Genomic DNA, 25,274 nt, shown 5'->3' with positions numbered 1-25,274 from the left:
CAAACTTGTCATCCTCGTTGCCGCTGCCAAAAGTGTCCGCACCAGGGTTCTCTGTCTTCCGAAACAGACCAAATCGCCACTTTCCAGCATCAGCATCAGCAGCTGCAGCAGCGGCGGCGGATTCCTTGGCAACGTCCCTCATGGAGGTGCTGCCATCTTCAGACCATCCGCACACGTTGGCAATGGCTTGCCAGAACTTACGCAACTTGTCTTCCTGTTCAGGCGTCAAATTGCCGACATGGCCATTCGGTATCTGTTGGCTAGACATTCCAAAGGCGAACGAAGTGTCCTCTGTTTCAGATGCGTCCGAACCACTGTCAGTTGTAGATAGGCCAAAATAGACGCCAGTTGCGGCCACAATAGCAATGAAGATGAGGGCAGTATGATGTATGCTGCTGTGGAGAAGAGTTGTCTCGGTCTCGAAATTTGTTGGTATCGATCGAGAAGAGTTGACAGAATGACGGTATTTAAGCTGTGAAATCCTGTTTCTCTCTATTCCTGAGTGGTCGGTATTCCTCTTGAGGGCGAGCGAGTCTGTAGCTGCGAAACGAGCTCCGGACGTGGAGTTAAAGGTGACGGGGCGCAGGACTGAGATGTCATGTACCGAGTGCTTGCCTCGTTCTACGCGAGGCCACCGTGATCGTGCCGCTTCATGACCAGCGCGTCCACGCACGCCGATCTCGCCGCCGCCCGGAAAGGTGGTGACTACGTCCCGGTGGAATGAGACCGCGCTCAGTCGAGGCAGAACTCGTTGCCCTCGACGTCCTGCATCGTCAGGCACGACTCGTTGTCCTCGTCCGCCTCTTGGAGCCACAGGCGTTTCGCGCCGAGCGCCTCCAGTCGCGCGCACTCGGCCTCGAGAGCGGCGAGCCGCTCTTCGCCGACGAGCCCGGTGCCGACCCGGACGTCGAGGTGCACCCGGTTCTTGACGACCTTGCCCTCGGGAAGGCGCTGGAAGTACAGCCGTGGGCCCACCCCCGTGGGATCAACGCAGGCGAATCCCTCGCTTCGCAGCTCGTACCCCAGCACTTCGCACCAGAACCGGGCGACGCGCTCGGGTTCCGCGCAGTCGAAGGTGACCTGAACCTGCCTGACCGACGTCATGCGGCCCAGCCTAGGGGAGCGAACAACAGATTTCAGCCGAGGTCGTCGAGGAGGGCCTGGATCGCCGCCGCCATCGCCGCCGGGTCGCCGTCGCCCGGGCGCAGCACCAGATCCGGCGACGAAGGGCGCTCGTAGGGTGCGTCGATGCCCGTGAAGCCGGTGATCTCCCCGGCACGCGCCTTCGCGTACATGCCCTTCGGGTCGCGGGCTTCGCAGACTTCCAGGGGCGTGTCGACGAAGACCTCCACGAACGGCAGCCCGTCGTGCACCGCACGGGCCCGGGCGCGGTCGGCTTCGTACGGGCTGATCAGCGACGCGATCGCCACCACGCCCGCGTCCGCGAACAGGCGCGCCACCTCCGCCACCCGCCGGACGTTCTCCGCCCGGTCCTCCGGGCTGAACCCGAGACCCGCGTTGAGCCCGTGGCGCAGGTTGTCGCCGTCGAGCAGGTACGCCGGGCGGCCCGCCGCGACCAGGCGGCGTTCCAGCTCCACCGCCACCGACGACTTGCCCGACGCCGAGAGCCCGGTGAGCCACACCGTCGCGCCGCGGGTCGGGCGGTCCTCGCGCCGCACCGCCGCGGTGTGCCAGACGACCGGGGACACCGGCGCGCCGGTGATCATGCCCGCCGCGACCGTGTCACCCGTGTGCTCGTCGACCAGCAGGAAGCCGCCGGTGGCCCGGTTGCGGCGGTACGGGTCGAACAGCAGCGGCGCCCGCGTGCGCAGCCGGATCCGGCCGATGTCGTTGAGCCGCAGCGCCTCCGCCGTCTCGTCGCGGTGCAGGGTGGTGACGTCGAGGCGGTACTCCAGCCGCTCCACCGTGCCCCGCGTCTCGGTGGTCGTGTGGCGCACCGCGTAGGTCGCGCCCGGCGTCAGCGCCGCGCGCTCGGAGAACCAGCAGACCAGGGCGTCGACCTCGCGGGCCGACTCCGCGCGGTTGCCGGGGCGGCACAGCATGGCCCCGCGGCCGAGGTCGAGGTCGTCGGCCAGCTCCACGGCCACCGCCTGCCCGGTGAACGCCTCTTCCAGGGGCTTCCCGCCCGGACCCCAGACCGCGCGCACCTTCGACGTGAAGCCCGACGGCAGCGCGACGACCTCGTCACCCGGCTTGAACACGCCGCCGGCAATGGTGCCCGCGTAGCCGCGGAAGTCGGACCGGCGGATCACGTACTGCACCGGGAACCGCGCGTCGATCAGGTTGCGGTCGGAGGCGACGTGCACCTCCTCCAGCTGGTGCAGCAGCGAAGTCCCTTCGTACCACGGCATGCTCGCGCTGCGGTGGACGACGTTGTCGCCGTGCAGCGCCGAAATCGGCACGAACGTCAGGTCGGCGACGTCGAGTTTCATCGCGAACCGCCGGAAGTCCTCGCGGATCTCCTCGAACCGCTCCTGGGACCACCCGACCAGGTCCATTTTGTTCACGCACACCACGAGGTGCCCGATCCCGAGCAGCGACGCGAGGAACGCGTGCCGCCGCGACTGTTCGAGGACGCCCTTGCGCGCGTCGACGAGGATCAGCGCCAGGTCGGCGGTGGACGCGCCGGTCACCATGTTCCGCGTGTACTGCAGGTGCCCCGGGGTGTCCGCGATGATGAACTTCCGCCTGGGCGTGGCGAAGTAGCGGTGGGCGACATCGATGGTGATGCCCTGCTCGCGCTCGGCTCGCAGCCCGTCGGTGAGCAGCGCGAGGTCCGGGTAGTCCTCACCGCGCTCGCGGCTGGCCCGTTCGACGGCGGCGAGCTGGTCGGTGAAGATCGCCTTCGAGTCGAACAGCAGCCGGCCGATCAGCGTGGACTTCCCGTCGTCCACGCTTCCCGCCGTGGCGATCCTCAGCAGCTGCATCAGAAGTAGCCCTCTCGCTTGCGGTCTTCCATGCCTGCCTCGGAAATCCGGTCGTCGGCACGCGTCGCGCCGCGTTCGGTGACGCGGGTGGCGGCCACCTCGGCGACCACTTCGGACGGTGTCGCCGCCGACGACTCGACGCAGCCGGTGCAGGTGGCGTCGCCGACGGTCCGGAAGCGCACGGTCGCCTCGTACGGCGTTTCGCCGTCCGCAAGCGACAGGAATCGCGTGGCCGCCAGCAGCATTCCGTCGCGCTGGATCACCGGACGCCGGTGCGCGTAGTACAGCGGCGGCAGCGCGATCCGCTCGTCCCGGATGTACTGCCAGATGTCCAGCTCGGTCCAGTTCGACAGCGGGAACACGCGGATGTGCTCGCCGCGCCGGTGCCGCCCGTTGTAGAGGTTCCACAGCTCCGGGCGCTGCGCCCGCGGGTCCCACTGGCCGTGCTCGTCGCGAAAGCTGAACACGCGCTCCTTCGCGCGGGCCTTTTCCTCGTCACGGCGGGCACCGCCGAACACGGCGTCGAAGCCGCCCTCACGGATCGCGCGCAGCAGAGTGGCCGTCTGCAGCCGGTTGCGGCTGGTCCCCGGCCCGGTCTCCTCGACGACGCGGCCGGCGTCGATGTCGTCCTGCACGCTCGCGACCAGCAGGCGGAGGTTCGACGCGGCGACCGTCTCGTCGCGGAACCGCAGCACCTCGTCGAAGTTGTGGCCGGTGTCGACGTGCAGCACGGGGAACGGCAGGGGCGCCGGCCAGAACGCCTTCGCGGCAGCGTGCAGCATCACCACCGAGTCCTTGCCGCCGGAGAACAACAGGACGGGGCGCTCGAAGGTCGCCGCGACCTCGCGGAAGACGTGCACGGCCTCCGCTTCGAGCGCGGCCAGGTGCGATAGCTCGTACGAGGTCACGGACACTGGAAAAAAGTAGAACATGTTCTTGTCTTTGGTCAAGGGGTGCGGGACCCTGTGCACATGGACCTGGTCGTACTCGAAGAGATCAAGCGGCTGAAGTACCGGTACCTGCGCGGGGTGGACCTGAAACTGTGGGACGAGGTGGCCGACACGTTCACCGTCGACGCCACGGCCGACTACGGGACCCGGGCGGTCGGGAGTGAGGGGAAGCAGTTCGAAGGCCGCGACGCCATCGTCGAATTCCTCACCCAGAGCCTCGGCAACGGCATCATCACCGTGCATCACGCGGCTCAGCCCGAGATCGACGTCGACGGCGACACCGCGACCGGGCGGTGGTCGTTCACCGACAGGGTGATCGTTCCCGAGCACAAGATGATCATCGAAGGCGCGGCGTTCTACGAAGACACCTATCGCCGCGAGAGCGACGGCGTCTGGCGGATTTCGCACATCGGGTACGTCCGGACCTACGAGTCGATGATGTCGTTCGAAAGCGTGCCGGGCTTCAAACTGATCGCCAACCGCTGGGCCGTCCCGGCATGATCGAGAACGAGTTCTCGTTGACTAGGCCGTTCGCCGACGCCATCGTCGAGGCCGAGAAGCTGCTCGCCGGGGCGCCGCACGTGAAGACCGAGCAGGACCTCCTGGAGGGCTACGACTACCTCGCCGGGAGCATCCGGGCGTCGCTGCAGATGGCCTGGGCCTACCAGCGCGACTTCCCGTACTTCACCGCGTCCACCGGCCCGTACACGAAGATGGGCCTGGACAACCCGGACACGCTGTACTTCAACGCGAACATCCGCGACGACCGCGAATACCTGGTCACCGGCGTCCGGGGGACCACCGCCGACCTGAGCTTCCAGATCCTCAACGGCGACTATTCACCGGTGGTCGTGCCCGACAGCCTCGCCGCATTCGACGACCGCGCCATCGAAATCGGCGAGGACGGCCGCTTCGAGCTGCGGTTCGGTCCGGCGAAGGAGAACCCAGGGCCGAATTACTTCACCCTGGGCGAGGGCTCGTCGATGCTCGTGGTCCGCGAGGTCTACAGCGACTGGGCGACCGAGCGGCGCGGCGAGATCCGCATCCAGTGCGTCGACACGGCGGGGCAGGCGCCGCCGGTGCCGGACCGGACGGCGCTGGCCAAACGCTACGGCGTCACCGGGAAGATCCTGCTGAGCAGGCTCAACACGTTCCTGGCCTTCCCGAAGTGGTTCTACTACGACCTGCCGGTGAACACGATGACCGAGCCGCGCTCGACGCCGGGCGGGCTGACCACGCAGTTCTCCTCGGCCGGGCACTACGAGCTGGGCGACGAAGAGGCGATGATCGTCACCGTGCCGCGCTGCGCGGACGCGCCGTACCAGGGCATCCAGCTCGGCAGCCTCTGGTACGTCTCGCTCGACTACATCAACCACCAGACGAGCCTCACGGCCGACCAGGCGCGCGTCGACCCGGACGGGAAGATCCGGTTCGTGCTCAGCGAGCGCGACCCCGGCGTGGCGAACTGGCTGGAGCGCACCGGACACGACCGCGGGTACGTGCAGATCCGCTGGCAGCGGCTGTCCCGCGACCTCGGTCCGGACGACGGCCCGGTCGTCGAGGTGGTCAAGGTGGACGAACTGCCCGACCGGCTGCCCTACCACGAGGAAGCCCGCGTGACGCCGGCCGAGTGGGCGGCGAGGATCGCGGCCCGGCAGGACGCCGTCGCCGCCCGGATGCTGGGGTGAGCGTGGAAAACTTGTTGCAGGGCAAGGTGGTCGTGGTTTCCGGCATCGGCCCGGGCCTCGGCCGGTCGATCGCCGTGCGCAGCGCGCTGGCCGGGGCGGACCTGGTGCTCGCCGCGCGCACGGAGTCGCGGCTCACCGAAGTCGCCAAGGAGGTCACCGACCTCGGCCGCCGGGCCGTCGCCATCCGGACCGACATCGACGACGCGGATTCCGCCGCGAACCTGGTGAACGAGGCGCTCGAGGCGTTCGGACGGGTGGACACGGTGGTGCACAACGCCTTCGCCGTCCCGCCGCTGACCGATCTGGCCACTGCGGACCTCGACGCCGTCCGCGCGGGGTTCGAGACCGCGGCGATCTCGGTGCTCCGGCTGACCCGGCTGTTCCTGCCCGCGCTCAAGGAGAGCAAGGGGTCGCTGGTGATGATCAACTCCGCGGTCCTGCGGCATTCGCGGCGCACGTTCGGCGCCTACAAGCTGGCGAAGTCGGCGCTGCTGTCGCTGGCGCAGAGCCTCGCCAGCGAACTCGGGCCGGACGGCGTGCGGGTCAACACCGTGGCGCCCGGCTACATCTGGGGGCCGAACCTCCAGTGGTACTTCGCCTACCTGGCCAAGGAACGCGGCATCACGCCCGAGGACGTCTACGCCGAAACGGCGTCCACAATAGACCTGCGCAAGCTGCCGGAGCCCGACGAGATCGCCGACGCCGTGGTGTTCCTCGCCTCGTCGATGGCGCGCGCGATCACCGGGCAGTGCCTCGACGTCAACGGCGGCGAGTACCACCACTAGCCATCACGAGGAGGACCGATGCTCCCCGGCCGGGAAAACGTCGGCACCGTCGAGGACCTGCACGCCTCGGCGTCGAAGCTCACCGGGCTCGACGACTTCGGCGACGGCGAGTACGTCGAAGGGCTGAGCGTGCTGCTGGAGTCGTACGCGTCCGACGCGGCGCTCACGCCGTTCGGCAACAAGGTGCACCGGGCGTTCCTGCGCGGCGCGCTCGTGGCGCGGCTGCTCAGCGAAGCGGGGTGGAAGCAGCACCCGTCGTCCGCCGACGTTCCCGTGGCGCGGCCGATCTTCGTGACCGGCCTGCCCCGCACCGGCACGACCGCGCTGCACCGGCTGCTCACCGAGGACCCGGCGCACCAGGGGCTGGAAGTGTGGCTCGCCGAGGTCCCGCAGCCGCGGCCGCCGCGCGAGACGTGGGCGGAGAACCCCGTGTTCCAGGGCATCCAGGCCGGCTACGAACGCCACCACGTCGAGCACCCGGAGTTCATGGGCGTGCACCACATGTCCGCCGACCAGGTGGAGGAGTGCTGGCAGCTCCTGCGCCAGTCCATGCGGTCGGTGTCCTTCGAGTGCCTCGCGCACGTGCCGCGCTATTCACGCTGGCTGGCCAAACAGGACTGGACGGACGCGTACGCCCGGCACCGGCGCAACCTCCAGCTGATCGGGCTGCCGGACGCGGACAAGCGGTGGGTGCTCAAGAACCCGAGCCACCTCTTCGCCTTGGACGCGCTCATGGCGGCGTACCCGGACGCGCTGGTGATCCAGACGCACCGCGCGCCGAGCACGATCATGGCGTCGATGTGCAGCCTGGCCGAGAAAGCCGCGGACGGCTGGTCTCCGAAGTTCCGCGGCGAGGTGATCGGCCGCGGCCAGCTCGACCTGTGGGCCCGCGGCGCCGACGAGTTCCGCTGGGCCCGCGCGCGGTACGACCCGGCGCAGTTCTGCGACGTCCGGTACGAGGACTTCGTCGCCGACCCGATCGGCACGGTGTCCACTGTGTACGACCACTTCGGACTGACGTTGACACCCGAAGCGCGCGCGACGATGACGTCGGTGCACGAGGCCAGCCGGACGGGGGAGCGGAAGCCGGCGCACCGCTACCGCCTGGAGGACTTCGGCCTGACGTCCGAGGAAGTCGACGAGCGGTTCGCGGGCTACCTGTCGGCCCACGGCTCGTGAGCGGAAAGCCGGTTTCTCACTCGCGACCGGCGGTGATCAGCTGCACCACCTCGGCCATCGACGGCCCGGCGGCCATCTCGGCCGCCAGCTCCCGCGCCCGGTCCCGGTAGCGCGGCTCGGCCAGGACGGCGCGGACGTCCCGCCGCAGCGTCCGTGGCGCGGCCGAGCCGCGGGCGCGCCCGATCCCGGCGCCGGACCAGGTGACGCGGGCGGCCACCTCGCGCTTGTCCTCGCTGGCCCCGACCACGACCAGGGGCACTCCGTAGCGGAGGGCGTGGTTGACGCCGCCGTACCCGCCGTTGGTGACCATGGCGGCACAGCGGGGGAGCAGCTCGTCGTAGGGCAGGAACTCGGCCACCCGGACGTTCGGCGGCAGCGGGCCGGGCCGCAGCCTGCCGCCGCACGTCGTCGCGACGACCAGCACGTCTTCGCCGGCCAGCGCGGCGATCGCGGGTTCGACGAGCCGGCCGAGGTCGTCGTTCGCCACCGTTCCCTGGGTCACGTGGATGACCGGCCGGGAGCCGTCGAGGTCGTCCCACCACGGCGGCAGCGGGTGCTCGCCCGCCCCGCTGACCGTCGTCGGCCCGATGAAGTGCAAGGGGGCTTCGGTGCGGGGGTACTCGAAGCCCGAGCAGGTCATCTGCAGCACGCCGTCGCTGTGCAGTGGCCAGTCCGTGAACAGCATGCCGGGGTCCCCGCCCAGCAGTTCGCGGGCTCGCTGTTGCGCCGGCCCGAGTACCCAGGGGGCGAGCGTTTTGAGGACCGCGCCGCGAAGGTGGTCGGCCGGCCCCCGCGGTGGTGGGCCGGTCGGCACCGGTGGCATGAACGGCAGGAACCCGAGTGTCAGCAAGCGCGGCCGATCGGCGCGGCGCACCAGCGCCAAGCCGGCCATGAAGAGCGGGTCGCAGAGGACGACGTCGGCATCGTGGTCCATGACGCTCAGCTGGGCGGGCAGCACGCGGACGAAGTTGGCCAGCTCGAAGCGGGCGAGCTTGAGCCCGCGCAGGCCGGCGCGGCCCGGGATCGAGCCGTCCAGGTCGGTCTCGTCGAAGTCGGCTTCCGGCGGCAGCACGCGCACCTCGGCGCCCAGTTCCTCGAACGCCCGCCGGTAGCGCGCCCCGGTGACGACGGCGACCTCGTGCCCGGCGGCTCGGAGGGCCGCGACGATCGGCTTCGTCGGCCCGACGTGGCCGCGCGCGGGCTGCACGCAGACGAGTACCCGGGTCATGGTGCCTCCTGAATTGACCGATACACTGTACTGATGAACATACCGGATTCCGAGGGCGCGCGGCGCCGCTACGAGTCCCCGGTGCGCGAGGCCCGCGCCCGGCGCACCCGGGCGCACGTGGTGGCGACGGCGGGACGGCTGTTCGCCGAGCGCGGCTACGCGGGCACGAGCGTGCGGCAGATCGCGGCCGCGGCCGGGGTGAGCCTGGAGACCGTGACGCAGACGGGGCGCAAGGCCGACCTCCTGCTCGCCGCGTTCCGGGACGGCTTCGCGGGCAACCCGGACGCCGTCGACCTGGACGCGCTGGTGGGCGAGGCCGGACCGGCCGACCTGCCGGCGCTGGTCGAGCGCGTCGCCGACGGCGTGCGCGGATCACTGCCGATCTGGCGCGCGTTCACGACCGCGGCGATGGCCGACCCGACGGTGGCGGCGGTCCGCGCGGAGCTGGCGGTGGCCCGCCGCGAGGAGATCGCGGCTCGCCTGGCGGCGGCCGGCCTGGCCCCCTCGGGCGGCGACCTCGGCCGCCTGGCCGACGCGATCGGGCTGCTCACCTCCCACGAGGCGTACGACCACCTGACGGGCGTGTGCGGCTGGCGGCACGAGGAGTACACGGCCTGGGCCACCGCGGCGATCGGGGCCCAGCTCACCCTCGACTGGTAGCGGGCGCGAGTGGCGGCGACGCCCGGCTCATGCGCCCCAATGTGGCGTTGGGTGCGTTGGACGCACCGAACGCCACGTTGGGTGCGTTGGACGCACCGAACGCCACATTGGGGCGTTTGGGCGCCGGCTGCGCGCGGTGGCGATCGGGGCCCAGCTCACGCTCGACTGGTAGCGGGCGCGATGGCGGGTCGTGAGTGAGAAACAGGGTTCGAACAACTCACTCACGACAAGCCGCGGCAGGGCGCTAGCCGGCGGCGGCCTGCAGGCCTCGGGTGCCGATGCCGCGCAGCACCTCGACGTGGTCCGAGCCCGGGCGGCCGAGCACCCAGCTCGACCCGGGCACCGCCTTCGCGCGCTTCTTCAACGGCGCGAGCAGCCGGGAAACCTCCTGGTACGACCGGATCGCGCCGCTCGCGCACACCAGCGTCGCCAAGGACACCGTCACCGGCAGGTCGTCGGCCGACCAGTGGCGGTCCAGCAGGGCGCCCGCCACCGTCGCGATCTCGTCGACGTCGCAGACCACCAGGAAGTCGTCGCCGCCGACGTGACTCACCCGCATCCGGCGCAGGTCGGCGGCCAGCGAAGTCAGCGCCCCGCCCAGCTCGCGGATCAGGTTGTCGCCCGCGGCGAAGCCTGCCGTGTCGTTGACCGTCTTGAACGCGTCGATGTCCAGCCACGCGGCGACGAACGGCTCGCCGATGGTGATCCGGCGGGCGACGTCGCGGGCGACGGTGTCGCTGCCCGGCAGCCGCGTGAGCGGGTTCAGCGCCGCCGCGGCCTCGACCTTCGCCTCGGCCACCCCGCGCACCACCTCGGTCACCAGCACCACGCCGAGGCAGCGGCCCGCCTCGTCGACCACGACGACGTCGTCGCCGGTGCGGCCCCAGTCGGCGTCGGTGACCAGTTCGAGAAACTCCATGGCGCCGGCGCGGGCCTCGATCGTGTGCGGGGTGTCGGCGAGCCGGGCCGCCGGGCGCTTCGCGTGCAGCGCGTGGCCGTACGGGCCGGTGACGGCGACCAGGAACCGGGTCCGGTCGACCGACCAGCGCGGCCGGTTCAGCTCGTCCACCCCGACGACGCCCGAGGGCGCGTCGGCCGCCGCGAGCACTTCGCGGACTTCGTCGCACGTCGCGGTTTCCGGCAGTGTCGTGGCCGGGCGCAGGAAGTCGCCGACGCAGGGCGCGGGACCCGGCGCGCGAGCGACGTGGGGCCGCGTGAGCAGCGCCGGAGCGGGGCCGGCGGCGGTCGGCGGTTCCAGGAGGTTGCCCTGGGCGATCCGGACGCCGAGGCCGCGGACGGCGTCGAGCTGGGCGTCGGTCTCCAGCCCGGTCGCGACCAGCCGCGTCCCGGTGCGGTTGGTGTAGTGCAGCAGCGCTTCGACGACGGCGACCGCGGCCTGGTCGTCCGGCAGCCCGCGCAGCACGGTCCGGTCGAGCTTGACCAGGTCGATCGGCGCCTCGACGAGCAGGCTCAGCGGCAGGTCGCCGCGGCCGAGGCCGTCGAGCGCGAGCCGGAACCCGAGTTCGGTGAGCGCCCGCATCCCGGCGAGCGCGCGGCCGGCGGGCAGCGGCGCGAACGGCGGGCCGATCTCGAGGACGACGTCGCGGGTGCGGCGCCCGGCGTCGCCGAGCTCGGCCAGGAGGTCGTCGAACATCGCCTGCGGCGCGGCGAGGGTGCGGGCGGAGAGGTTCAGGTGCAGCGGCAGGGTGCCCGGGCTTTCCGCGTCCTGCCGGACGGCGGCGATCGCGAGGCCGAGGTCGGCCTCGGCGAGCCTGCCTTCGCGGCGCGCCCGTGTGAGCAGCTCGGGGACGGTTCCGTGGCCCGGCCTGGCCAGCGCTTCGTGCGCCACGACGCCTCCGGTGTGGAGGCTGTACAGCGGCTGGAAGGCGAAGCGGACCGCGCGTGGCGACTTCACGACCCGATCGTCGCGGGTCACGGGACCGAACGAAACCGATGTCAGCTGATGTTCACCGCCGTTACTCACATCGGCGTAACTCTGTTTCAGCGTTGACTTATATAAGCGAACACTTGTAGCTTGGCCTGGTGCACGCGTTCGACGTTCTCGGCGACCCGGTCCGCCGCCGCATCCTCGAGCTGCTGGCCGACGGCGAACAGGCCGCCGGCGCGGTGACCGAGGTGATCCGGGCCGAGTTCGGCATCTCGCAGCCCGCGGTGTCCCAGCACCTGAAAGTCCTGCGCGAAAACGGTTTCGCGGTCGTCCGCCAGGACGGGACGCGCCGGCTGTACGCGGTCGGGCACGACCCGTTGCGGGACGTCGACGTCTGGCTCGACCGGTTCCGCCGGTACTGGACGCCGCCGCTGGACGCACTGGCCACCGAAATCGCCCGCGGCAAACGCGCGCGGCGCCGCACCGAAGGAGAATCCCCGTGATCGACGTCAGCCACCAGATCAGCGCCGTCCGCCGTCAGGTCGGCAAGCGCGTGCTCGAGGCGGGGGAGGCGCGCGTCATGACCGTCAGCCAGGTCTACGACACCGACGTCGACGACATGTGGGACGCGTGCACCAACGCCGATCGGATCCCGCGCTGGTTCCTGCCGGTGTCCGGCGAGCTGAAGGTCGGCGGGAAGTACCAGCTGGAGGGCAACGCCGGCGGCACGGTCGAGCGCTGCGACCCGCCGAAGAGCTTCGCCGCGACGTGGGAGATGAACGGCGGCGTCAGCTGGATCGAGGTCCGCCTGACGCCGGAAGGCGACGGCACGCGGTTCGAGCTGGAGCACGTCGCGCACGTCGACGACCACTGGGACCGGTTCGGCCCCGGCGCGGTCGGCATCGGCTGGGACATGGCGCTGACCGCGCTGGTCCGCCACCTGGCCGCCGGCCCGGAGACGGTCGTCGACCCGGCCGAGGCGATGGCCTGGATGGCGTCCCCGGAGGGCGTCGAATTCGTGACGAAGGCGGGCGAAGCCTGGTACGAGGCGCACGTCGCGAGCGGTGAGGACGAAGCGGTGGCCCGCGCGCAGGCGGACCGCTGCCTCGAGGCCTACACCGCCCAGCCGGAGGCCTAACGGTCGCTGTACTTGACGGCCGTCAGGGTGATCACCGCGTCGGCCGGGACCTCGGTTCCGGCCGCCGGGTCCTGTCCGGTCTGGACCCAGTTGCGGTCGACGAGCAGCATCCGGCCCTGGCCGGTGCCGTCGACCTCGCGCAGGTTGTAGAGCCCGGCTTTCTGCATCGCGTTCTGGGCGTCCTGGTGGTTCATGCCGGAGACGTCCGGGACCTTGATCCGCTTGGCGGGCTCCGAGGTCGACTTCGAGGTCGAGACCGACGTCGAAGTAAGTGTCGAAGTCGACGTCGTCGTGCCGGAGTCACCCGGCGGGGTGCCGCAGGCGACCAGGGTGAAAGCGAGTGCTGCCAGCGTCGTGACCATCGCTCGGGACATACCCGAGGGTACCCACGCGCCTACCCACCGATCGGGTGAAGCCGGATATGGTCGGCCCATGGATCAGGGCAGCGAGCAGACCGACCCGCGGGCGGAACGGCGTGACCCCGTGGCGAACGTCGGCGGGTTCACCGACCTGGCGACCAGCCCCTTCCGGATCGACCGCGACCGGATCGCCGCGTCGCCGTTCTTCGCCCGGCTCGGCGGGGTGACGCAGGTGGTCAGCGCCGGCGGCGCCGGGCTGCTGCACAACCGGCTCACCCACAGCCTGAAGGTCGCGCAGGTCGCCCGCGCCATCGCCGAGCGGACCGCCTCCGGGAACGACGCCGACATCGCCGCCAAGCTGGGCGGCTGCGACCCCGACGTCGCCGAGGCCGCCGCGCTCGCCCACGACCTCGGGCACCCGCCGTTCGGGCACCTCGGAGAGCAGACGCTGGACCGCATCGCCCGGCACCGCTTCGGCCTCGCCGACGGCTTCGAGGGCAACGCGCAGTCGTTCCGCATCATCACCACGACCGACGTGCGCGGGCCGTCGGCGATCGGGCTCGACCTCACCGCCGCGGTGCGCGCGGCCGTGCTCAAGTACCCGTGGCTGCGGCTGCACCACCCCGCGCCGCACCCGTCAGGGATGGCCGTGCCGCCGCGCGGCGCCGCCGAGCCCGGCGAGGTGCCCGGCACCGGCGCGGCCAAGTTCTCCGCCTACGCCACCGAACTCGACGACTTCGAGCAGGCCCGCTCGGCGTTCGCGGGCCGCGTCGAAGGCTGGCAGCAGACCGTCGAAGCGTCCGTGATGGACACCGCCGACGACATCGCCTACGCCATCCACGACCTCCAGGACTTCCATCGCATCGGCGTGCTCCAGCACGCGCCGGTCGCGGCGGAGCTGGGGCAGTGGCTCGAGCACGCGGGCGAACTCGCCGCGCTGGACGACGAAACCCTGCACGCGGGCCTGCGCCGGCCGGGCCGGTCGCTGGAACGCCTCCGCCGTCGCATGCACGCCAAGGACGCGTGGATCGTCGACGACGACGCGTTCGCCGCCGCCGTCTCGCGGGTGCGCGCGGAGCTGGTCGACGGCCTGCTCGCCGGGGAGTTCGACGGCTCGATCGAGGCGGAGCAGGCGACGGCGGCGTTCTCCGCCACCTGGACCGCGCGGCTGGTCGACGGCGTGTACGTGGTCGCCTCGCCGTCCACCCGCAGCGGCCACGTGTCGCTGCGGCCCGCCCAGTGGCACGAGGTCCAGGTGCTCAAGTTCGTGCACCGCCGGTTCGTGCTGCTGCGCCCCGACCTCGCGCTGCACCAGCGCGGGCAGGCCGGCGTGGTGTCGAGCCTGGTCGACGCGCTCGACGCGTGGCTGCTCGACCGCGACGAGGTGTCCCGCCTGCCGCGCCGGCTGCACGACCTCGTCGAGCTGGCCCGCGCCGAGTACACCGAGCTGGCGCGGTCGGCGCCGGAGCTGCTCGTCGGCGCGACCGGGGAACCGGTGACCGGGACGGACGCGGTCCGCGGGCTCGCCCGCGGCCGGGCGGTGGTCGACTTCGTGGCCTCGTTGACGGACAAGCAGACCATGACCCTGCTGGACGCCCTGTCGGGGCGGGCCGCGCAGCCGTGGTCGGACTCGTTTGTCCTGTGACTGTCCGGTAATCGGCACCCCGTTGCGCTGAACGGCCTACGACCTGCGGCCGGTTCGGGAAATTATCCACCCTTTGTCACTCGAACGGCTGATGTTTACGGAGAACACCCGGGACTTAGCTGGATCCTGTCGGTGATCACCGACAGTCGGTCAGCGTGAGTCGGGGCACGCGCCTGGAGATTCGGAGGGCGCCCGTGCGTCGAACCCGTTCCACGAGATCGAGATCCACCGTGCTCACCGCCGGAGCCGCGGCACTGCTCGCCGCGCTCGGCCTCGTGTCCCCGCCCGTCGCGGGGGCCGCCACCGCGTCCACACCGGACGCCTTCACCGAAGTCGCGCAACAGCAGATCGCCGCCCTGCAGGCGATCAAGGCGGGCCGCACCGCCGCCGAGTCCAAATTGGACAGCCAGCTGCTCGTCGCCCAGAAGGTAGCCGCGAAGCAGCTGAACGCACTGCAGTCTGGGGCCACCGTTTCCGCGGCCGGGACCGTCCTGGTCGACATCCGCGCGAGCAAGGTCTCGCCGGACCTCATCGCCGGGCTCACCAAGGCCGGGGCGGGCATCCGCGCGGTGTCCGACCGCTACGCCAGCGTCCGGGCCGAAGTCGCCCTGGACAAGGTCGGCGAGATCGCCGCCCGCGGTGACGTCAAGCGCGTCGAGCAGGCCGACCAGGCCATGACTGCTCGCGAACTGGCCACGCCCGCGACGACGCCGGGCAAGACCGAAACCAAGCAGCAGAAGGCCGACCGCATCGCGGGCGAGCTGCAGAAAGCCGTCTCGGCCAAAACACAGCGCAGCGCCGCCGCGGCCGCGACGCTGACCAGCGAAGGCGACCGCGCCCACAACGCCGACCTCGCCCGCCAGCAGTTCGGCGTCACCGGCGTCGGCGTCAAGGCGTGCGCGCTGTCCGACGGCGTGGACTCCCTGGCGGCCTCGCAGGCCAAGGGCGAGCTCCCGCCGTCCGTCGACGTCATCCCCGGCCAGGAGGGTGACGGCGACGAGGGCACCGCGATGCTCGAGATCATCCACGACCTCGCGCCCAACGCCGCGCTCGGCTTCGCGTCGGCGTTCAACTCGGACGCCGGCTTCGCGGACAACATCCGCAAGCTCCGGTTCGAGTCGCACTGCGACGTCATCGTCGACGACGTGATCTACTTCAAGGAATCCCCGTTCCAGGACTGGATCATCGCCCAGGCCGTGAACGACGTGACCGCGGACGGCGCACTGTACTTCTCGTCGGCGGGCAACGAGGGCAACGTCGCCAGCGGCACCGCCGGGCACTGGGAAGGCGACTTCGTCGACTCCGGCAAGTCGGTCGGCAAGTTCGCCGGCACCGCGCACAACTTCGCCGGCGCGGCGGGCAGCCAGATCTACGAGCCGCTCTCGGCCGCGTCCTCGTCCGGCATCCCGGTGACCCTGCACTGGTCGGACCCGCTCGGCGCGTCGTCGAACGACTACGACCTCTACGTGCTCAACGCCGCCGGCGCCGTGGTCAGCTTCAGCCAGAACGTCCAGGACGGCACCCAGGACCCGTACGAGCGGATCACGACACAGGGCGGCACCGGGCTGCGGCTGGCCGTCGTGAAGTTCTCCGGCCAGAACCGCTACCTGTCGCTGTCCGCGCTGCGCGGCCGGTTCTCCGACTCGGCGGACGGCCTCAAGGCCTACAACACCCCGGGTGTGACGGTCGGCCACTCGGCCGCGCGGGACGCCTTCAGCGTCGCGGCGGCCCCGGCGGCCAAGGCGTTCGGCCGGGCGCTCGAGCCGGGTGACCCGGCCAACCCGGCCGGCCCGTACCCGGGTGCGTTCAGCGGTGCCACCAAGGCCGAGCGGTTCACCTCCGACGGCCCGCGCCGCGTGTTCTACGAAGCCGACGGCACGCCCATCACCCCGGGCAACGTGTCCTCGACCGGCGGCGAGGTCCGGAACAAGCCGGAGATCACCGCCGCCGACGGCGTCACGACCAGCGTGACCGGGTTCAACCCGTTCTTCGGCACCTCGGCCGCGGCTCCGCACGCGGCCGCGATCGCCGCGCTCGTGCTGTCCGGCAACCCCGGCCTGCCGCCGGCGGACGTGCGCGAGGCGCTGATCAACACCGCCGTCGACATCGAACGGCCGGGCCGCGACAACTTCACCGGGGCCGGCGTCATCCTCGCGGACAAGGTGCTGGCCTACACCGGCGCCAGCCCGCAGCCCCTCGTGGTGGCCAAGCAGCCGACGGTCACCCCGGCCGACGGCGGCTCGTCGCTCGACCCGGGCGACACCGCCAAGGTGAGCCTGCCGGTGACCAACGACGGTGACGGCACCGCCGTGTCCACCAGCGTCGTGCTCACCAGCCCGACTCCCGGCGTGACCGTGGCGCCGAGGGCCAAGAGCTACGGCACCATCAGCCCGGGTCAGACCGGCGTGAACGACTTCACCATCACCGTCCCGGCGAGCCAGCAGCTCGGCGTGCCGGTGGTGCTGAACGCCCGCGTCACCTTCGCCGGCGCGAATTCGCCGACGACGTCGACGTTCTCGCTGCCGGTCGGCACCCCGTCGCCGGTGACGCAGGACTTCGCCTACACCGGCGCGCCGGTGGCGGTCCCGGACAACAGCCCGGTCGGGGCATCGGTGACCATCCCGGTCGCCGGGGTCGGCCGCGCGGCCAAGCTGGCGTTCTCCGTGGACGGCACCACCTGCAGCACCGACGCGACGTCGACGGCGGTGGGGCTCAACCACTCCTACGTCGGTGACCTGGTCGGCACGCTGACCGCGCCGTCCGGAGCGAAGGCGACGGTGTTCCAGCGCAACGGCGGCTCCGGCAAGAACCTGTGCAAGGTCGTCTTCGCCGACACCGCCGCGGCCGCGTTCAGCACGGTGACCTCGGCCAACGCGCCGTTCACCGGAACGTGGCGGCCGACGAACGCCCTGGGCGGCCTGACCGGGGCGGCCGTCGACGGCACGTGGACGTTCTCGGTGGTCGACGCGGCCGGCGGCGACGCCGGCTCGATCCGCGCGGTCGCCCTGCACATCAACGGGTTCGTCCAGCCCGCGGCGGCCGACCGGCCGGCGAACGTGCGGGGTGCGACCAACAACGGTCCGGTGCACCCGATGTAACCATCTGGTGAGTCCGGAGTAACTATCTGGTGAGTACGGGGCCGTCGCGGCGACGCGGCGGCCCCGTACCGTTTCCCCATGGCGAAGGCGCGGCAGGTGGCAGGCGGCGGTCGCGCGGTCGAGATCCCGCCGGAGCGGCTGGCCGGCTGGTTCGAGCGGTTCTCCGCGAGTCACGGCGGTGCCGCCGCCACCGAAGCCACGGCCGCCGAGGTCCGGGTGACCGCGGCCGACGGCGCCACCGCGACCGCCACCGTCCCTTTCGGACCCCTCGAAGCGGGTTCGGTCGACGCGCTCGTCGCGCACGCCCTGATCCCCCGGCGGATCGCGCTCGTGCTGGTGCGGCTCGGTGGGCACAGCGTCGGCGTCGCCCGGGACGGCCGGGTCGAGCTGTCCCGCACCGGCCGGCACCTCGTCCACGGCCGGTCCGCGGCGGGCGGCTGGTCGCAGCAGCGCTTCGCCCGGCGTCGCGCGGGGCAGGCGCGCCACGCGCTGCGGGCGGCGGCGCAGGACGTCTTCGAGGTGCTCGTGCCCCGGTTGTCCGAAGTGGACGCGGTGGTCCTCGGCGGCGACCGGCGGGCCCTCGACGAGCTGCGCGAGGACCGACGGCTGGCCCCGCTGTTCGCCCGGGCGGAACCGCGGGTGCTGGAGGTCGGCGAACCGAGTCGCGCCGTCCTCGGCGAAGCCGCCGTGCGCGCGCTGTCGGTGCAGGTCACGGTGCGCGACGGGTGAGTCCGCCCACGTCGGGGAAAATCACTCGACACCGGCCCGTACACTTGTCTTCGTGGATATCCAGCTGGAGTGACGCCGCCGCCGGTCAAACCGACCGGCCAGGCCGATTGACGCTGTCCTCCGTTCACCCCCGTCCACGGGAGTTTTCCTTGATCACGGCCACCGGCCTTGAGCTGCGCGCGGGTTCGCGCATCCTGCTCGACGGCGCCAGCATCCGCATCCAGTCCGGCGACCGCATCGGCCTCGTCGGCCGCAACGGCGCGGGCAAGACCACCTCGCTGAAGGTCCTCGCCGGCGAGGGCGAGCCGCACGCGGGCGAAGTCCGCCGCACCGGCGAGCTCGGCTACCTGCCGCAGGACCCGCGTGAAGGCGATCTCTCGGTCACCGCGAAGGACCGCGTGCTGTCCGCGCGCGGGCTCGACAAGCTGATGCGCGACATGGAAAAGGCGCAGGTCTCGATGGCCGAGCTCGTCGACGACGCCGCGCGCGACAAGGCCATCAACCGCTACGCCCGGCTCGAAGAGCGCTTCGCGTCGCTCGGCGGGTACGCGGCGGAGAGCGAAGCCGCGCGGATCTGCTCCAACCTCGGCCTCGCCGACCGGATCCTCGCGCAGACCCTGCAGACGCTTTCCGGCGGTCAGCGCCGCCGCGTCGAGCTGGCGCGGATCCTGTTCGCCGCGGCCGAGGCGGGCGCCGGCGGCAAGTCCGAGACGATCCTGCTGCTCGACGAGCCGACCAACCACCTCGACGCCGACTCGATCAACTGGCTGCGCGGGTTCCTCAAGCAGCACGACGGCGGCCTGGTCGTGATCAGCCACGACGTCGAGCTGCTGGCCGACGTGGTCAACAAGGTCTGGTTCCTCGACGCCACCCGCGGCGAGCTCGACCTGTACAACATGGGCTGGCAGCGGTACCTCGACGCGCGCGCCACCGACGAGAAGCGCCGCCGCCGCGAGCGCGCCAACGCCGAGAAGAAGGCGTCCGCGCTGCAGCAGCAGGCCGCGAAGCTCGGGGCGAAGGCGACGAAGGCCGTGGCGGCCAAGAACATGGCGCGCCGCGCCGAGCAGATGCTGTCCGCGCTCGAGGACACCCGGCACGCCGACAAGGTGGCCCGGATCAAGTTCCCCGAGCCCGCGCCCTGCGGCCGGACTCCGCTCACCGCCGAGGGGCTCTCCAAGTCCTACGGCTCGCTGGAAATTTTCACCGGCGTCGATCTCGCGATCGACCGCGGGTCGAAGGTCGTCGTGCTCGGGCTGAACGGCGCGGGAAAGACGACATTGCTGCGGCTGCTCGGCGGAATGGAAACCCCGGACACCGGCTCGGTCGTTCCGGGTCACGGAATGCGTTTGGGCTATTACGCACAGGAACACGAAACTCTTGATCATGATGCGTCGGTGTGGGAAAACATCCGACACCTCGCTCCGGACACCGGCGCGCAGGAGTTGCGGAACCTGCTCGGCTCGTTCCTGTTCACCGGGGAACAACTCGACCAGCCGGCCGGCACGCTTTCCGGCGGCGAGAAGACCCGGCTCGCGCTGGCGGGCTTGGTCTCCAGCGCTGCCAATGTGTTGCTGCTCGACGAGCCGACCAACAACCTCGACCCGGCCAGCCGGGCCCAGGTCCTGGACGCCTTGCGCAGCTTCGCCGGCGCCGTCGTCCTGGTGACGCACGACCCCGGCGCGGTCGAGGCGCTGGAGCCCGAGCGGGTCATCCTGCTGCCCGACGGCACCGAGGATCATTGGTCCCCGGACTATCTGGAACTTGTCCAGCTTGCGTGAGGCGTGCGTCCATTCGGGTGCAAGATCACTCCCCGTAGAGCACTGGAATGGCCCAATGTGATCGCAATTTCGGCTGTTTCGCGTCTGTCGTCTGGCATTCCGGCGCTCAGTGTTCGATCATTGCCCCGGCAGGGGCTGATATGTGGCCCAGAACACTCTCGGCGGGAAGGCGATCGACGTGGCTGATCTCAAGAAAGGCGCGCGGATCACCGGCAACACGCGCGACAAGCTGGCCGCTGACCTGAAGAAGAAATACGAGAAGGGCTCGAGCATCCGGGCGCTCGCGGAGTCGACGGGGCGGTCCTACGGGTTCGTTCACCGGGTTCTGTCGGAGTCCGGGGTTCAGCTGCGGGGGCGCGGCGGGGCCACCAGGGTCAAGAAGAAGTAGTCGCGGACTGCTGCGCGGGGGGCGCAGCGGGATCTTCGGCCACGCGGAACGTCAGGTGGGCCCCGAGCAGCACCAGCGGGTACACCAGGTAGCCGTATCGTGTGGCCGGGGTGAGCAGGATCAAGGCGCCGAGTCCGACGGCGATGCGCAGCAGTGCACCGGAGCCGTTCGCGGGGGGCCGGCGCACCAGCCAGAGCAGCATGGCCACGGCCGCCGCGCCGACCAGCGCGAACGCCACCACCTGGCCGACCGCGCCGGTCGCGGCGATCAGGTGGCCCGGCAGCGGGCTGGCCGCGGGCGACCGCACCGCGCCCATTCCGAGGGGGAACCGGAAGACGTGCTCGACGAACGCCGCCGGATCCACCAGGTACACGGGCAGGTGCAGCGCGGCCGTCGTCGCCACCAGCGCCGCCCCGAACCGGGTCAGCGCGGTCCAGTCCACTCCCTTTCCGCGGCGTACCAGCACGAACACCGCCAGGACCGCGGCCGCGGGCGCGACGATGAGCTTCGCGCTGACGACCAGCGCCAGCACCACGCCCGACCAGGCGACGCGCCCGGTGGCGGCGAGCGCGCACGCGAGCACCAGCAGGCCGACGATCGCGAGGTCGGGGCCGGCGACGGCCCAGGTGAGCGCGGTGAGCGGGCAGGCCACCGCGAGCTGCGCGGCGCCGACCGGCACCTGGGGCCATTTCAGCAGCTTCAGCGTGCCCAGGACGCACGCGCAGGCGGCCAGGGCGAACATCCAGCGGGCGTCGGTGAGCGCGTCGGTCAGCGGCGTGCCGCCGAACAACGCCCGCGGTACGCCGAAGACCGCCATCACCGGGCCGTACGGGGTGTAGTCGTTCACCTCGGGCGGCCGGCCGAGCGCGGTGACGTCGACGTACGGGGTTCCGTGGTGCAGCAGCAGATCCGCGGACCGCTCGATCACCCAGACCTCGGGCTGCGCGGCCCACGAGACCGGCGTGATCAGCCAGTCCACTCCGGTCAGCCGGCGAATCACCAGCAGTGTCAACGGAAGGATCATTGCCAACAGGGCGACCGCGGCGATCCCGCACCACCGTGAGCCGAGTACGCCGCGGGGCGCACGTCCGTCGCGCGCGGCCAGTAGCAGGTATGCGCTGTGCAGCACGCCGAAGCCGTACGCGACCGTCGCGAAATTGCCCCAGACGCGGTAGCCGTAGAACTCGGACTTGAGCGCGGTCGGCAGCGCGAAAGCCAGGCAGACGAAGTAGAAGCCGAGGTCCCACCGCAGGGCCGCGCTCCCGGGGGCGTGCGCGGGTGCCGTGAACAGCCGTGCCGCGCGCCGCCATGCGGGCGCCCGGCCCACCTCCGTTCCCACCTCGCCAGGCTACCGAGGGCGCCGGAATCGTCGTCGCCCGCCCGGTTCAGCCGAGGTCTCGCAGGCGCGGGAGCAGTTTCGCGGCGGCCTCGGCCGCTTGGACGACGGCTCCGTCGTCGGGTCCCGCCGGCATGAGGACGAGCTCGGTGAAGCCGGCGCCGGCATAGTCCTCCGCCAGGCGCAGCGCACTGTCCGCATCGGACGGCAGCCGGAACTGCGCCGCGCGGCGCAGCGTCGCCGGGTCGCGGCCGGCCGCCGCGCAGTGGGCGTCGAGCACGGACGAAAGCCGTTGCAGTTCGGCGATTTCCGTCCCGGGCAGCGCCGCGTTGAGCCAGACGTCGGCGTGCTCGGCGACGACGCGCAGGCCGCGCTTTTCGCCGCTGCTGCCCAGCCACAGGGGCGGTTTCGGCCGCTGCACCGGCTTCGGGTCGCTGATCGCGCCGGTCAGCGTGTAGTGGCGGCCGTGGAACTCGGTGGTCGCCCGCGTCCACAGCAGACTGAGGATTTCGCAGGTTTCGGCCAGCCGTTCGACGCGTTCGACCGCCGACGGCGTCGGCGTGCCCATCATCGCGTCGGTCAGCACGTCGCCGCCCGCGCCGAGGCCGACGTCGAGCCGGCCGCCGGAGAGGTGGTCGACCGTGGCGGCGATCTTCGCGAAGGTGCCCGGGTGCCGGTTGGTGTTGCCGGAGACCAGGCAGCCGATCCGCACCCGCCGCGTCGCCTCGGCCATCGCGGCGAGCAGGCTCCAGCCGTCGAAGACGTCGCCGGTGCGGTCCGGGCCCATCGGGGCGAGGTGGTCGAACACCCAGCAGCCGTCGAAGCCGGCGTCGTCGGCGATCGCCCAGATTTCGCGGAGCGCGGGGATGCCGATGTGCTGCTGGGGCGGTTTGAGGCCGATGGTGGTCACGGGAGCTCCTGACTATCAGTTCCACAAATCATCAGTACAACTGACGATCAGCGTAAGTGTAGAGTCCTCGCATGTCCAGTGATCTGGAAACCGGGCCACCGCCCGCCGTCACCCGCCGGCTCGGCTACCTGCTCAAGCACGCCCAGCTGCGGCTCGCCGAGCTGGCCGAGCCGCTGTACGAGCCGCTCGGCGTCACCGGGCGGCAGCTCGCGCTGCTCACGCTCTTCGGCGAGGGCCCGGCGCAGTCGCAGCAGGACGGCGCGGCGCGCCTGGGTGTCGACCGGACGACGATGGTCGCGCTCGTCGACGAACTGGAGGCCAAGGGCCTGGTCCGGCGCGAGGTCGCGCCGGGCGACCGCCGGAAGCGCCTCGTGACGCTGACCGCCGAAGGTGAACGGGTCCGCGAGGCCGGCGCGGAGGTGACGCGGCGGGCCGAGGCGCTGCTGCTGGAGCCCCTGGCCGGCGACGACGCCGAACGGCTGCGCGCCGCGCTGCGCCGGATTGTTCGCGGCGGGTGAACGGTCCCGGGAAGCAAACGGACAGCGGTGGCGTTGTCCAGGTCATATCCGCAAAAAACCTCAGTTAAAGTAGAGGTTTCGAGACTGGGGGTTCCCATGGACAACATGTGGGGGTTGTGGAGTTCGGCGATGCGCGCCGGCGACGTGCCCAAGGGGCTCAGCCGCGGCACGCTGAAACGCGTCACACGCTTCGCCCGGCCACACTGGAAACGCCTGCTGGCCTTCCTCGTGCTGACCGTCGTTTCGGCGGTCCTCGCCGTGACCACGCCCGTGCTGGCGGGCAAGGTGGTCGACGCGATCGTCGGCGGCCACGACCTGCCGGTGGTCGTCTGGCTCGCGGTCGTGATCGCCGGGCTGGCGGTCGCCGACGCCGGGCTCGGCCTGGTCGAGCGGTGGCAGTCCGCGCGCATCGGCGAGGGCATCATCTACGACCTGCGTCGCGCGGTGTTCGAGCACGTGCAGCGGATGCCGATCGCCTTCTTCACCCGCACCCGCACCGGTGCGCTGGTCTCCCGGCTGAACAACGACGTCATCGGCGCGCAGCGGACGTTCACCGCGACGCTGTCCGGGCTGGTCACCAACGTGATCCAGCTGGCGTTGTCGCTGGCCGTCATGCTGACGCTGTCCTGGCAGGTCACGCTGCTCGCGCTGGTGCTGCTGCCGATCTTCGTGCTGCCCGCGCGCCGGCTCGGCCGCCGGATGGCCGGGCTGCAGCGCGAGGCCGCGAACCTGAACGCCGGGATGACCACGCAGATGACCGAGCGCTTCTCCGCGCCAGGCGCCACGCTGGTGAAGCTCTTCGGCCGTCCGGTGCAGGAGGTCGCCGACTTCGGCGAGCGCGCCGGGCGCGTGCGCGACATCGGTGTGCGGACCGCGATGCTGACGCGCTGGTTCATGACGAGTCTCACGCTGGTTTCGGCGTTGGCGCAGGCGCTCGTCTACGGCCTCGGCGGCTACCTCGCGCTGACCGGGCAGCTCGCCCCGGGCACCGTCGTCGCGCTGGCGCTGCTGCTGACCCGGCTCTACGCGCCGCTGACGGCGTTGGCCAACGTCCGCGTCGACGTCATGACGGCGCTGGTGTCGTTCGAGCGCGTCTTCGAGGTCCTCGATCTGAAGCCGATGATCGAGGAGAAGCCTTCGGCGCGGACTTTGCCGCCTTCTTCGGGAGTGTCGGTCGAGTTCTCGGACGTCCGCTTCGGCTACCCGGCGGCGGACCGGTACTCGCTGGCTTCGCTGGAAGACGTCGTCACGCTCGACCACCGCGGCGGCGAAGAGGTGCTGCACGGGATCTCGTTCCGCGCCGAGCCGGGGCAGATGGTCGCCCTGGTCGGGTCTTCGGGGGCGGGGAAGTCGACGATCGCGTCGCTCCTGCCGCGGCTGTACGACGTCGACGCCGGCGCGGTTCGGTTGTCCGACGTGGACGTCCGGGACCTGACTTTCGCTTCGTTGCGCGAAACTGTCGGTGTCGTCACGCAGGACGGGCACCTCTTCCACGAGACGATCCGCGCCAACCTCGCCTACGCGCGTCCCGGCGTCACCGACGACGAGATCTGGGAAGCGCTGGAACGCGCGCGGCTCGGCGACCTCGTTCGTTCGCTGCCCGACGGCCTCGAGACGACGGTGGGGGAGCGCGGCTACCGGCTCTCCGGCGGCGAGCGTCAGCGGCTGACCATCGCGCGGCTGCTGCTGGCGCAGCCGAAGGTCGTCGTGCTCGACGAGGCGACCGCCCACCTGGACTCCGAGTCCGAAGCCGCGGTCGGCGAAGCCCTCACGCACGCCTTGGCCGGCCGCACGGCCCTGGTCATCGCGCACCGGCTCTCGACGGTCCGCGCCGCCGACCAGATCCTGGTCGTGGAACACGGCGAAATCGTCGAGCGCGGAACCCACGAAGAACTCCTGGCCGCGAACGGCCGCTACGCAGTCCTCCACGCCACCCAGTTCGCAGACCAGGAACCCGCCGTGGCGTGATCAGGTACGTGACTCGCGTGATTGAGGCCGTAACTCGCGAGTTACGGCTCCAGTCACGCGAGTTACGGCTCTGATCACGTC

The 25,274-nt window shown here is 71.2% G+C and carries 23 protein-coding genes; 14 read left to right on the top strand and 9 right to left on the bottom strand.

The genetic code is table 11. The features are described from left to right. The 4 genes from AB0M82_RS38575 to cysD all read right to left on the bottom strand — a co-directional run. A partial coding sequence (locus tag AB0M82_RS38575; RefSeq protein ID WP_364733152.1) for a hypothetical protein occupies positions 1 to 358 on the bottom strand: 358 nt, incomplete at its 3' end. A gap of 374 nt (positions 359 to 732) precedes the next feature. Then, positions 733 to 1,104 (bottom strand): VOC family protein, encoded by a 372-nt coding sequence (locus AB0M82_RS38570; protein WP_364733149.1) that lies wholly within the window; start codon positions 1,102 to 1,104, stop codon positions 733 to 735. A gap of 32 nt (positions 1,105 to 1,136) precedes the next feature. Next, complete coding sequence (gene cysC, locus AB0M82_RS38565; RefSeq protein WP_364733146.1) at positions 1,137 to 2,948, bottom strand: adenylyl-sulfate kinase; 1,812 nt, start codon at positions 2,946 to 2,948, stop codon at positions 1,137 to 1,139. Then, positions 2,948 to 3,880, bottom strand: coding sequence for a sulfate adenylyltransferase subunit CysD (gene cysD, locus AB0M82_RS38560; RefSeq protein ID WP_364733143.1), 933 nt, complete (start codon positions 3,878 to 3,880; stop codon positions 2,948 to 2,950). Before cysD ends, cysC begins: the two co-directional genes overlap by 1 nt. Before the next feature lie 39 nt (positions 3,881 to 3,919). On the opposite strand from cysD, the gene AB0M82_RS38555 reads away from it, so the two are divergent. The 4 genes from AB0M82_RS38555 to AB0M82_RS38540 are packed head-to-tail and all read left to right on the top strand — an operon-like array spanning position 3,920 to position 7,550. Then, positions 3,920 to 4,399: a nuclear transport factor 2 family protein gene (locus AB0M82_RS38555; protein ID WP_364733141.1), complete on the top strand. Its 480-nt coding sequence runs from the start codon at positions 3,920 to 3,922 to the stop codon at positions 4,397 to 4,399. Next, entirely contained in the window at positions 4,396 to 5,586 is a 1,191-nt protein-coding gene (locus AB0M82_RS38550) for a hypothetical protein (RefSeq protein WP_364733138.1), read from the top strand. The genes AB0M82_RS38555 and AB0M82_RS38550 overlap by 4 nt, the downstream gene beginning before the upstream one ends. Next, positions 5,583 to 6,371 (top strand): SDR family oxidoreductase, encoded by a 789-nt coding sequence (locus AB0M82_RS38545; protein WP_364733135.1) that lies wholly within the window; start codon positions 5,583 to 5,585, stop codon positions 6,369 to 6,371. Before AB0M82_RS38550 ends, AB0M82_RS38545 begins: the two co-directional genes overlap by 4 nt. Positions 6,372 to 6,389: 18 nt before the next feature. After that, positions 6,390 to 7,550 carry a sulfotransferase gene (locus AB0M82_RS38540; RefSeq protein ID WP_364733132.1) on the top strand — a complete coding sequence of 387 codons (1,161 nt, stop codon included), beginning with the start codon at positions 6,390 to 6,392 and terminating at the stop codon, positions 7,548 to 7,550. A gap of 16 nt (positions 7,551 to 7,566) precedes the next feature. Here AB0M82_RS38540 and AB0M82_RS38535 read toward each other — a convergent pair whose 3' ends face one another. Beyond that, positions 7,567 to 8,778, bottom strand: coding sequence for a glycosyltransferase (locus AB0M82_RS38535; protein WP_364733129.1), 1,212 nt, complete (start codon positions 8,776 to 8,778; stop codon positions 7,567 to 7,569). A 33-nt stretch (positions 8,779 to 8,811) separates the two neighbouring features. Here AB0M82_RS38535 and AB0M82_RS38530 point away from each other — a divergent pair, with 33 nt between their 5' ends. Then, positions 8,812 to 9,438, top strand: coding sequence for a helix-turn-helix domain-containing protein (locus AB0M82_RS38530; RefSeq protein WP_364733126.1), 627 nt, complete (start codon positions 8,812 to 8,814; stop codon positions 9,436 to 9,438). Between the two features lie 244 nt (positions 9,439 to 9,682). Here AB0M82_RS38530 and AB0M82_RS38525 read toward each other — a convergent pair whose 3' ends face one another. Beyond that, on the bottom strand, positions 9,683 to 11,353 hold the full coding sequence (locus tag AB0M82_RS38525) for a GGDEF domain-containing protein (protein ID WP_364733123.1): 1,671 nt from the start codon (positions 11,351 to 11,353) through the stop codon (positions 9,683 to 9,685). A 128-nt stretch (positions 11,354 to 11,481) separates the two neighbouring features. Here AB0M82_RS38525 and AB0M82_RS38520 point away from each other — a divergent pair, with 128 nt between their 5' ends. Together AB0M82_RS38520 and AB0M82_RS38515 are read left to right on the top strand one after the other, a co-directional pair. Beyond that, a complete protein-coding gene (locus tag AB0M82_RS38520; RefSeq protein WP_364733120.1) occupies positions 11,482 to 11,829 on the top strand; it encodes a metalloregulator ArsR/SmtB family transcription factor in 348 nt (115 codons plus the stop codon). After that, the gene (locus AB0M82_RS38515; RefSeq protein ID WP_364733118.1) at positions 11,826 to 12,464 is read left to right on the top strand and encodes an SRPBCC family protein; all 639 of its coding nucleotides are present in this window, start codon (positions 11,826 to 11,828) and stop codon (positions 12,462 to 12,464) included. Before AB0M82_RS38520 ends, AB0M82_RS38515 begins: the two co-directional genes overlap by 4 nt. On the opposite strand, the gene AB0M82_RS38510 is transcribed toward AB0M82_RS38515, so the two are convergent. Further along, entirely contained in the window at positions 12,461 to 12,826 is a 366-nt protein-coding gene (locus AB0M82_RS38510) for a PASTA domain-containing protein (protein WP_364733115.1), read from the bottom strand. The two genes, AB0M82_RS38515 and AB0M82_RS38510, sit on opposite strands and share 4 nt — an antisense overlap. A 70-nt stretch (positions 12,827 to 12,896) precedes the next feature. Here AB0M82_RS38510 and dgt point away from each other — a divergent pair, with 70 nt between their 5' ends. From dgt to AB0M82_RS38485, 5 genes are all read left to right on the top strand, one after another. Next, complete coding sequence (gene dgt, locus AB0M82_RS38505; protein ID WP_364733112.1) at positions 12,897 to 14,468, top strand: dGTP triphosphohydrolase; 1,572 nt, start codon at positions 12,897 to 12,899, stop codon at positions 14,466 to 14,468. Between the two features lie 230 nt (positions 14,469 to 14,698). Further along, positions 14,699 to 17,566 (top strand): S8 family serine peptidase, encoded by a 2,868-nt coding sequence (locus tag AB0M82_RS38500; RefSeq protein ID WP_364733109.1) that lies wholly within the window; start codon positions 14,699 to 14,701, stop codon positions 17,564 to 17,566. A gap of 78 nt (positions 17,567 to 17,644) precedes the next feature. After that, positions 17,645 to 18,295, top strand: a complete 651-nt coding sequence (locus AB0M82_RS38495) for an acVLRF1 family peptidyl-tRNA hydrolase (RefSeq protein ID WP_364733106.1) — start codon at positions 17,645 to 17,647, stop codon at positions 18,293 to 18,295. A 149-nt stretch (positions 18,296 to 18,444) separates the two neighbouring features. Further along, positions 18,445 to 20,073: an ABC-F family ATP-binding cassette domain-containing protein gene (locus AB0M82_RS38490; RefSeq protein ID WP_364733104.1), complete on the top strand. Its 1,629-nt coding sequence runs from the start codon at positions 18,445 to 18,447 to the stop codon at positions 20,071 to 20,073. 178 nt (positions 20,074 to 20,251) lie between these two features. Further along, complete coding sequence (locus AB0M82_RS38485; RefSeq protein WP_003071237.1) at positions 20,252 to 20,461, top strand: helix-turn-helix domain-containing protein; 210 nt, start codon at positions 20,252 to 20,254, stop codon at positions 20,459 to 20,461. Here the strand turns inward: AB0M82_RS38485 and AB0M82_RS38480 are convergent. Both AB0M82_RS38480 and AB0M82_RS38475 read right to left on the bottom strand, forming a co-directional pair. Beyond that, a complete protein-coding gene (locus AB0M82_RS38480; protein WP_364733158.1) occupies positions 20,448 to 21,752 on the bottom strand; it encodes a glycosyltransferase 87 family protein in 1,305 nt (434 codons plus the stop codon). The two genes, AB0M82_RS38485 and AB0M82_RS38480, sit on opposite strands and share 14 nt — an antisense overlap. 94 nt (positions 21,753 to 21,846) lie before the next feature. Beyond that, positions 21,847 to 22,707 carry an LLM class flavin-dependent oxidoreductase gene (locus AB0M82_RS38475; RefSeq protein WP_364733101.1) on the bottom strand — a complete coding sequence of 287 codons (861 nt, stop codon included), beginning with the start codon at positions 22,705 to 22,707 and terminating at the stop codon, positions 21,847 to 21,849. A gap of 71 nt (positions 22,708 to 22,778) precedes the next feature. Here AB0M82_RS38475 and AB0M82_RS38470 point away from each other — a divergent pair, with 71 nt between their 5' ends. Both AB0M82_RS38470 and AB0M82_RS38465 read left to right on the top strand, forming a co-directional pair. Continuing rightward, positions 22,779 to 23,225 (top strand): MarR family transcriptional regulator, encoded by a 447-nt coding sequence (locus AB0M82_RS38470; protein ID WP_364733098.1) that lies wholly within the window; start codon positions 22,779 to 22,781, stop codon positions 23,223 to 23,225. Between the two features lie 96 nt (positions 23,226 to 23,321). Beyond that, on the top strand, positions 23,322 to 25,193 hold the full coding sequence (locus AB0M82_RS38465; RefSeq protein WP_364733095.1) for an ABC transporter ATP-binding protein: 1,872 nt from the start codon (positions 23,322 to 23,324) through the stop codon (positions 25,191 to 25,193). Positions 25,194 to 25,274 lie beyond the last annotated feature (81 nt).

It is taken from the genome of Amycolatopsis sp. NPDC051128, assembly GCF_040682715.1.
Lineage (GTDB): Bacteria > Actinomycetota > Actinomycetes > Mycobacteriales > Pseudonocardiaceae > Amycolatopsis.
Note: the sequence above shows the minus strand (reverse complement) of the source record. Positions and strands in the feature narration are given on the sequence as shown.